The 7,656-nt window shown below is 53.2% G+C and carries 12 protein-coding genes; 6 read left to right on the top strand and 6 right to left on the bottom strand.

The window, feature by feature from the left end; all coding sequences use genetic code 11:
• The 6 genes from RT340_RS20510 to RT340_RS20485 form a co-directional block, all read right to left on the bottom strand.
• On the bottom strand, positions 1-159 hold a 159-nt coding region (locus RT340_RS20510; RefSeq protein WP_313377602.1), incomplete at its 3' end, for an ATP-binding cassette domain-containing protein.
• A 5-nt stretch (positions 160-164) separates the two neighbouring features.
• On the bottom strand, positions 165-719 hold the full coding sequence (gene lptA, locus RT340_RS20505; protein ID WP_034826619.1) for a lipopolysaccharide ABC transporter substrate-binding protein LptA: 555 nt from the start codon (positions 717-719) through the stop codon (positions 165-167).
• Positions 688-1,266, bottom strand: coding sequence for an LPS export ABC transporter periplasmic protein LptC (gene lptC, locus RT340_RS20500; RefSeq protein ID WP_313377601.1), 579 nt, complete (start codon positions 1,264-1,266; stop codon positions 688-690). The genes lptA and lptC overlap by 32 nt, the downstream gene beginning before the upstream one ends.
• Positions 1,263-1,829, bottom strand: a complete 567-nt coding sequence (gene kdsC / locus RT340_RS20495; RefSeq protein ID WP_313377600.1) for a 3-deoxy-manno-octulosonate-8-phosphatase KdsC — start codon at positions 1,827-1,829, stop codon at positions 1,263-1,265. The genes lptC and kdsC overlap by 4 nt, the downstream gene beginning before the upstream one ends.
• Before the next feature lie 13 nt (positions 1,830-1,842).
• Positions 1,843-2,823 (bottom strand): arabinose-5-phosphate isomerase KdsD, encoded by a 981-nt coding sequence (gene kdsD / locus RT340_RS20490; protein WP_034826612.1) that lies wholly within the window; start codon positions 2,821-2,823, stop codon positions 1,843-1,845.
• 13 nt (positions 2,824-2,836) lie between these two features.
• Positions 2,837-3,820, bottom strand: coding sequence for a calcium/sodium antiporter (locus RT340_RS20485; RefSeq protein ID WP_034826610.1), 984 nt, complete (start codon positions 3,818-3,820; stop codon positions 2,837-2,839).
• Between the two features lie 227 nt (positions 3,821-4,047).
• Between RT340_RS20485 and mlaF the strand changes: the two genes are divergently transcribed.
• The 6 genes from mlaF to ibaG all read left to right on the top strand — a co-directional run bounded on the left by mlaF (position 4,048) and on the right by ibaG (position 7,521).
• Entirely contained in the window at positions 4,048-4,863 is an 816-nt protein-coding gene (gene mlaF / locus RT340_RS20480; protein ID WP_034826608.1) for a phospholipid ABC transporter ATP-binding protein MlaF, read from the top strand.
• A 4-nt stretch (positions 4,864-4,867) separates the two neighbouring features.
• Positions 4,868-5,650 (top strand): lipid asymmetry maintenance ABC transporter permease subunit MlaE, encoded by a 783-nt coding sequence (gene mlaE / locus RT340_RS20475; protein ID WP_034826606.1) that lies wholly within the window; start codon positions 4,868-4,870, stop codon positions 5,648-5,650.
• 4 nt (positions 5,651-5,654) lie between these two features.
• Complete coding sequence (gene mlaD, locus RT340_RS20470) at positions 5,655-6,197, top strand: outer membrane lipid asymmetry maintenance protein MlaD (RefSeq protein WP_034826604.1); 543 nt, start codon at positions 5,655-5,657, stop codon at positions 6,195-6,197.
• A 14-nt stretch (positions 6,198-6,211) separates the two neighbouring features.
• Positions 6,212-6,841, top strand: coding sequence for a phospholipid-binding protein MlaC (gene mlaC / locus RT340_RS20465; protein WP_097118192.1), 630 nt, complete (start codon positions 6,212-6,214; stop codon positions 6,839-6,841).
• Between the two features lie 2 nt (positions 6,842-6,843).
• Complete coding sequence (gene mlaB / locus RT340_RS20460) at positions 6,844-7,149, top strand: lipid asymmetry maintenance protein MlaB (protein ID WP_034826600.1); 306 nt, start codon at positions 6,844-6,846, stop codon at positions 7,147-7,149.
• Positions 7,150-7,263: 114 nt separating this feature from the next.
• Positions 7,264-7,521: a BolA family iron metabolism protein IbaG gene (gene ibaG / locus RT340_RS20455; RefSeq protein WP_034826599.1), complete on the top strand. Its 258-nt coding sequence runs from the start codon at positions 7,264-7,266 to the stop codon at positions 7,519-7,521.
• Positions 7,522-7,656: the final 135 nt, after the last annotated feature.

The following is a 7,656-nucleotide window of genomic DNA, read 5'->3' as shown; positions in this document are numbered from 1 at the left end:
CACAATCCCGACAACCATATAGAATGTGGTGGTCTTGCCGGCACCGTTTGGACCCAGCAGGCCGACAATCTCGCCAGATTTTACCTGCAGGCTGACATCTTCCACCACGCGGCGGCCTTTATAGGCTTTCGCCAGGTTTTCAGCGACTAATGTGGCCATAGCGATCAGTTACTCTTTTTAGGGCTCGTGGACGAGCCGTTTTTGTCCTGCAACTGCGACGGCACCAGTACGGTGGTGACGCGTTTGCTTTCGCCCTGGCTAAAGGCCTGCATTTTCTGCTCTTTCACCAGGTAAGTGATGCGATCGCCTTTGATGTTGCTGTCCAGCTGCTGAATGAAGGCATTGCCCGTCAGTTCAACGAAATCGTTCGCCAGCTCATAATGCAGTTTTGAGGCGTGGCCCTGCACGGGTTTGCCGTTATCCTGCATCTGGTAGAAAGTGGCGGGAGCGCCGTAGGCATCCACGATAGTTTTTTTACTGTCGCCACCTGGACGTGTGACCACCACTTTGTCAGCGGTGATTTTGATTGAACCCTGGGTCACAATGACATTGCCGGTAAAGGTCGCCACGTTGCCTTGCAGATCCAGCGCCTGATTCACCGAATCAATATTAACGGGTTTGTCAGAGTCTCCCGTCAGGGCCAGCGCGGGCAGGCTGGTCGCCAGTAAGGCGCTTACCAACAACAACTTAAGGCTGTTTTTGTTCATTTTGGATTTCATAGGAAGTTTTGACCTTTTCAAGCAGCTGGGCATTCTTGGTTCGTAAATTGCCGCGCATCTTCATGCCAGTGGAATTAAAACTGCGGCCAAATAGGGTGACTTGATCGTCAGATGTCACATCCTGGGTGACCAGATTAACCTGAGCCGTATCGGTAATAATGCGCTCAAGTTGAGAATCCTGGGTCAGGGTATTCACTTCGACGTGACCATATAGATACAGCATACGATCTTTGGTCAGCTTTGCCCTATCGGCACGTATAGTCCAGGTGGGCACTTTATTTTCATCATACGTGGTTGCAACCGGATTATCGAACCAGCTCACCTCATCTGCCGCAAAGTAAGTCACTTTATCCGAGATCAGTTTGTACGCCAGCGCGCCCGTGGGGTTGTACACCACAGAATGGGACTTCTCGCTGGTATAGGTTGGCTCCTGGCTATTGGTCGCCACCGGCGCTTCGCTATCGTCCTGGTTGGTGAGATTCCAGCCGATCAGCACCAGGGCGATCAAGGCCAAAATTAGCGTTATCCAACGCCTGCTCTTACTCATACTGATTGCCCTTTGGCATCCTCAAATTTGTTCTGCGCCATCAAAATCAGATCGCAGAGTTCACGTATCGCACCACGGCCACCGGCAATACGGGTGACGTAGTGTGCACGAGGTAATAACACGGGGTGGGCATCGGCGACGGCCACACTCAAACCGGCCTCCGCCATCACAGGCCAGTCGATCAAATCATCGCCGATGTAAGCCACTTGTTCAGCAGATAATGACAGTTTATCCAGGAGTTCACGCCACGCCAAAAGCTTATCTGATTGTCCCTGATAAAGATGCGTAATGCCGAGCGTCTGGCAACGATCTTCCAGCAGCTTCGCTTTGCGGCCAGTAATAATAGCCACTTCGATATCAGAGGTCAGCAGGCAGCGGATACCATAGCCATCACGGACGTTAAAGGCTTTCAATTCTTCGCCGTTGTTGCCCATGTAAATCACGCCGTCAGACATCACACCGTCGACATCGCAAATAAGCAGGCGAATCTGCGCCGCCCGAGCCATTACATCGGCACTCACCGGGCCATAGCAGGTATCGATCATCGTGGTTTCAACACTCATTATTTGTTCCTGTTCAAACTACGCCAGCGCGCAGCATGTCATGCATATGTACCACACCGAGCAGACGATCGTCATCGGCGACCAGCACCGCAGTGATGTTTTTGTTTTGCATCAGATTCAGTGCGTCGACAGCCAGCATATTCGGGCGCACGCGAATCCCGCCGCGCGTCATCACATCCTGAATGCTGGCTGACTGGAAATCGATACCCATATCGAAGATGCGGCGTAAGTCGCCATCAGTGAAAATGCCTTCGATTTTCATCAGGTCGTCAACAATCACCGTCAGGCCGAGGTTTTTGCGCGTAATTTCCAGCAACGCATCCCGCAGCGACGCATCGCGGCTGACGTGTGGGATCTCGTCACCACTGTGCATGATATCGCTCACGTGTAGCAGCAGTTTGCGGCCCAGTGCGCCACCGGGATGCGAGAGCGCAAAGTCTTCCTGAGTAAAGCCGCGTGCTTCCAGCAGGGCAACTGCCAGTGCATCGCCCATCACCAGCGTGGCGGTAGTACTGGAGGTCGGTGCCAGACCAAGCGGGCACGCTTCCTGTGGAACCTTCACGCATAAATGCACGTCAGCGGCACGCCCCATGGCACTCTCCGGACGGCTGGTGAGGCAAATCAACGGCACTTTCTGTCGCTTGAGGACCGGGATGAGGGCCAGAATTTCGTTCGATTCGCCACTATTAGAGATAGCGATCACCACGTCGTTTGCTGTCACCATGCCGAGGTCACCATGGCTCGCTTCGCCAGGATGAACAAAGAATGAAGACGTACCGGTACTGGCAAAAGTCGCTGCCATTTTTGCACCAATATGACCGGATTTGCCCATGCCCATCACCACCACTTTTCCACGGCAGGCAATGATCATTTCGCAGGCGCGGCTAAAGTCGGCATTAATATACTGATCGAGCTGCTCCAGCCCTTCGCGTTCGATGCGCAGTACCGCTTTACCTGCCTGTTGGTAATCAAAAACCGGTTGCTGATGTGACATGGTCAGTCCGTCCTTAATAACTTGTGATGAGCGCAGGGCTGAGCCACAGCCACAGAACCCACGCAATAAATCCCGATAACAAAAGAGAGCCCGCTACGCGGCCAATCCGGCGTTTGCGTAACAGGCAAAGTAGGGCGAACAGCACGCTGACACCTAGCATCACCCAGTAATCTCGTGCGAAAGCGTGTGCATCAACGCTGCCGGGGTGCACCAGCGCGGGCAGGCCCAGCACAATGGCCAGATTAAAGATATTAGCGCCAATCAGGTTACCGATAGCGATATCGTCTTCACCTTTCAATGCACCCGCCAATACGGTAGCCAGTTCAGGCAGGCTGGTGCCGACGGCAATCAACGTCAGACCCATGACCAGCTCGCTGACACCAAAATAGTCGGCAAACACGGTGGCATTATCGATCACCATCCGCGTTGACATCGGCAGAATAATCAGCGCCACCGCCAGCCACAGAAAGGCCACGGTATTGCCAGCTTCATCGCGCGGCAGTTCAGCCAATTGTTCGCGCGTTAACGTATCGTTGTTATCCCGCTCTGCGCGGCGGGCGATGCGAATGGCGATCAGCAGATAACCTAAAGCAATCAGCAGCAGCGCGATGCCATCAAGTCGACTAAGGTGATTATCAAACAACATGATGCCACTCAGCAGTGAGACCAGCAGCATCAGGGGGAGTTCGCGCCGAATCAGATTGGAGTGCACTGTCAATGGATGCAAAAGTGCGGCACCGCCGAGGATCAGCAGAATATTGGTAATGTTTGAGCCCAGCGCCGTCCCTACAGCTAAATCCATTTGCCCATGCTGCGCCGCAGAAAAAGAAACGATCAGTTCGGGTAACGATGTGCCAATGCTTACCACTGTCATACCGATGATCAGCGGAGGAATGCCGAAGGATCGACACAGGATCGCGGCACTGAAAACCAGACGGTCAGCACCGTAAGCCAGTAAAATCAATCCAATAAACAGCAGGGCAGTGGCTACGAACATGAAAAATCCTTGATGGATAGGTGTGTCGGCAAACCTTGTCCGACAGGTAAATACATTGCGCGCGCGGAAACAGGCGCTGATTTTGACTGTCTGAGAGGCAAAAGTAAATTTTAAGGCCGTTTTCGCCACACCTGACGGGTAAGTTTCTGTAAAACTATCGTGCATTGTGGTCTACCAGGCTACCATCCACGACTTTGATTACGCCCGATCCGCATAAAGAGGTAACGATGATCCAGCAAAAAACGAATCTGGTTGAGGTTCGTGGCGTCAGCTTCACTCGCGGAGACCGCGTCATCTTTGATGACATTTCGCTTACCGTGCCAGCGGGTAAAGTGACTGCTATTATGGGGCCATCCGGGATTGGAAAAACCACGCTGCTGCGCCTGATTGGTGGTCAGTTGCAACCGGATAAAGGGGAAATTTGGTTCCGTGACCAGAATATCCCAGCGCTTTCCCGCACTAAATTGTATGAAGTGCGAAAAAAAATGAGCATGTTGTTCCAGTCGGGTGCACTTTTTACCGATCTTAACGTCTTTGATAACGTTGCCTGGCCGTTGCGTGAGCACACACAATTACCGCCGGAATTGCTGCACAGCACGGTGATGATGAAGCTGGAAGCAGTCGGCCTGCGCGGTGCAGCTAAACTGATGCCGGCCGAGCTTTCTGGTGGCATGGCGCGCCGTGCCGCACTGGCGCGCGCGATTGCGCTGGAGCCGGACCTGATCATGTTCGATGAGCCCTTTGTCGGCCAGGATCCGATTACCATGGGCGTGCTGGTGAAATTGATCGATGAATTGAACCACTCGTTAGGTGTGACCTGCATTGTGGTTTCACACGATGTGCCAGAGGTCTTGAGCATTGCTGACCATGCCTATATTGTTGCCGGTCAAAAGATTATTGCCCAGGGCAGTGCGCCGGAGTTGCGGGAAAATCCCGATCCGCGCGTGCGCCAGTTTATTGAGGGTCATGCGGACGGTCCAGTGCCATTCCGCTTCGCTGCCGGGGATTACCTCAGCGATCTGACTCGTGCAGGGAGAACGTAAACTGATGTTGCTAAAGGCGCTGGCGTCACTTGGACGTCAGGGAATTAATACTTGCGCGGCGTTTGGCCGTGCAGGCCTGATGCTGTTTCATGCGCTGGTGGGTAAACCTGCCTTCCGCCGCCACGCGCCACTGCTGGTAAAACAGCTGTACAGCGTGGGTGTGCTGTCGCTGCTGATCATTGTGGTCTCGGGTTTATTCATTGGTATGGTGCTGGGCCTGCAGGGTTATCTGGTGCTGACGACCTACAGCGCTGAAACCAGTCTCGGCATGCTGGTGGCCTTGTCGCTGCTGCGCGAACTGGGTCCCGTGGTCACGGCATTGCTGTTTGCAGGACGCGCGGGTTCAGCCCTGACGGCAGAAATTGGTTTGATGAAAGCCACCGAACAGCTCTCCAGCATGGAAATGATGGCCGTTGATCCGCTGCGTCGCGTGGTTTCGCCGCGCTTCTGGGCAGGGTTTATCAGCATGCCGCTGCTAGCCTTGATCTTTACGGCAGTCGGTATTGCCGGTGGGGCGTTGGTGGGCGTGGGCTGGAAAGGCATCGATCCGGGCTTCTTCTGGTCAGCGATGCAAAATGCCGTGGATTTTCGCACCGATGTCATCAACTGCATCATTAAAAGCGCAGTCTTTGCCGTGACGGTAACCTGGATTGCGCTGTTCAATGGCTATGATGCCATCCCGACCTCGGAAGGGATTAGTCGGGCGACAACGCGTACCGTAGTGCATGCTTCACTGGCGGTACTCGGTTTGGACTTTGTGCTGACAGCACTGATGTTTGGGAATTGATGCAATGCAAAGCAAGAAAAACGAAATCTGGGTTGGCGTCTTCATGCTGGCAGCACTGTTGGCACTGTTATTCCTCAGCCTGCGCGTGGCCGATCTCAAGTCACTTGGCACCGAACCGACATGGAAGCTGTATGCCACTTTCGATAATATTGGCGGCCTAAAAGTCAGCTCACCGGTGAAAATTGGTGGTGTGGTGATTGGTCGAGTAACGGATATTTCGCTGGATGATAAAACGCTGTCACCGCGTGTCACCATGGACATCAGCGATCAGTATGCTGACAAAATCCCGGACACCAGCTCGCTGGCCATTCGCACGCAAGGTCTGCTGGGTGAACAGTTCCTCGCACTGAATTTAGGCTTTGACGATCCAGAACTGGGTTCGGCAATGCTGAAAGATGGCGGCACGTTGCGTGACACCAAATCCGCGATGGTGCTGGAAGATTTGATCGGCCAGTTCCTCTACAAGAGCGGCGATAACAAAAACGATAATCAAAAGCAGGGCACCGAGAGTGCGCCTGCTCCGGCAGCACCTGCTACAACGGAATAGAGAGGTAAAACACGATGTTCAAACGTTTCCTGATGATTGCCATGCTGGCGATTGTGCCGCTGGCGGCCAATGCAGCGGATCAGAGCGATCCTTATAAATTAATGAATGAAGCGGCGGCGAAGACCTTCACCCGCTTGAAAAACGAGCAACCTAAAATCAAGCAGGATCCTAACTATCTGCGTGAGGTGGTGCGTCAGGAGTTGCTGCCGTATGTACAGATCAAGTACGCGGGTGCGCTGGTGCTGGGCCGCTATTATCGTGAGGCTACTCCGGCACAGCGTGACGCTTACTTTGCGGCATTTGGCGATTATCTGGCTCAGGCTTATGGCCAGGCGCTGGCGTTGTACCACGGCCAAACCTACCAGATTCAGCAATCGCAGCCGATTGGCGATGCTAACATCGTGGCGATTCGCGTGACTATTTTGGATCCGAACGGCCGTCCGCCTGTGCGCCTTGATTTCCAATGGCGCAAGAACAGCCAGACCGGCAACTGGCAGGCCTATGATATGGTGGCTGAAGGCATCAGCATGATCACGACCAAACAAAATGAGTGGAGTGATTTGCTGCGTACTAAGGGCATTGATGGTCTGACCGCGCAGTTGAAAACTTACGCAGCGCAGCCTATCACTCTGGATAAACAGTAAGCATGAGCGAACCGTTACGCTGGCAGCGCAATGCCAGCACGCTATCTTTAAGCGGCATGTTGGATCGCGATACCCTGCTGTCATTGTGGCATGAACGTGAAACCGCCATGGTGGATATCGCGACCATTGATGTCGCGGCGCTGGAGCGCGTGGATTCAGCGGGACTGGCTTTGTTAGTCCACCTGCGCGAGATCGCGCGGGCACAAGGTAGCACGCCACTTTTCACCGGTATCAACGACAAACTCCAGTCATTAATTGCGCTGTATAACCTGCAGCAGATTATTGTTTCTGCGGAAAAAATCGCCTGATAACGTTGTCATCGCCAAAAGCCCCTGATTTATTCAGGGGCTTTTGCGTATTTAAGAGTCAGGCGCTTTCCTCTAAGATATCCGCCTTATTATTATTAAGTGAAGCAAAGAGCGATGGAAAATAGTGAAGTTCAGGCCGTGCTGATGCAGGCGCTGCCATTAGATGAAGTACATGTTCTCAGCAACGACGGCAGTCATTTTCAGGTGATCGCGGTGGGTGAGATGTTCGGTGAACTGAGTCGTGTGAAAAAACAGCAGGCTGTTTATGCGCCGCTGATGGAATACATTGCGGATAACCGTATTCATGCGGTTTCCATCAAAACTTATACCCCAACCGAGTGGGCGCGCGACCGTAAACTCAACGGTTTCTAAGCGCCTCACAGGTTGTTTTGTTGATAGATAATTGAGAGCCGTTAATGGACAAATTTCGTGTGCAAGGCCCCACCCGTTTAAGTGGTGAAGTGACCATTTCCGGGGCGAAGAATGCTGCGCTGCCAATTCTGTTTG

The organism is Pantoea sp. CTOTU50773 (assembly GCF_032082325.1).
GTDB classification, from domain to species: domain Bacteria; phylum Pseudomonadota; class Gammaproteobacteria; order Enterobacterales; family Enterobacteriaceae; genus Pantoea; species Pantoea communis.
Note: the sequence above shows the minus strand (reverse complement) of the source record. Positions and strands in the feature narration are given on the sequence as shown.

Excerpts from the sequence above, each read along its gene's own strand:
- lptA (WP_034826619.1), bottom strand. The coding sequence starts at position 719 with ATGAAATCCAAAATGAACAAAAACAGCCTTAAGTTGTTGTTGGTAAGC.
- lptC (WP_313377601.1), bottom strand. The coding sequence starts at position 1,266 with ATGAGTAAGAGCAGGCGTTGGATAACGCTAATTTTGGCCTTGATCGCC.
- kdsC (WP_313377600.1), bottom strand. The coding sequence starts at position 1,829 with ATGAGTGTTGAAACCACGATGATCGATACCTGCTATGGCCCGGTGAGT.
- kdsD (WP_034826612.1), bottom strand. The coding sequence starts at position 2,823 with ATGTCACATCAGCAACCGGTTTTTGATTACCAACAGGCAGGTAAAGCG.
- RT340_RS20485 (WP_034826610.1), bottom strand. The coding sequence starts at position 3,820 with ATGTTCGTAGCCACTGCCCTGCTGTTTATTGGATTGATTTTACTGGCT.
- mlaF (WP_034826608.1), top strand. The coding sequence starts at position 4,048 with ATGATCCAGCAAAAAACGAATCTGGTTGAGGTTCGTGGCGTCAGCTTC.
- mlaE (WP_034826606.1), top strand. The coding sequence starts at position 4,868 with ATGTTGCTAAAGGCGCTGGCGTCACTTGGACGTCAGGGAATTAATACT.
- mlaD (WP_034826604.1), top strand. The coding sequence starts at position 5,655 with ATGCAAAGCAAGAAAAACGAAATCTGGGTTGGCGTCTTCATGCTGGCA.
- mlaC (WP_097118192.1), top strand. The coding sequence starts at position 6,212 with ATGTTCAAACGTTTCCTGATGATTGCCATGCTGGCGATTGTGCCGCTG.
- mlaB (WP_034826600.1), top strand. The coding sequence starts at position 6,844 with ATGAGCGAACCGTTACGCTGGCAGCGCAATGCCAGCACGCTATCTTTA.
- ibaG (WP_034826599.1), top strand. The coding sequence starts at position 7,264 with ATGGAAAATAGTGAAGTTCAGGCCGTGCTGATGCAGGCGCTGCCATTA.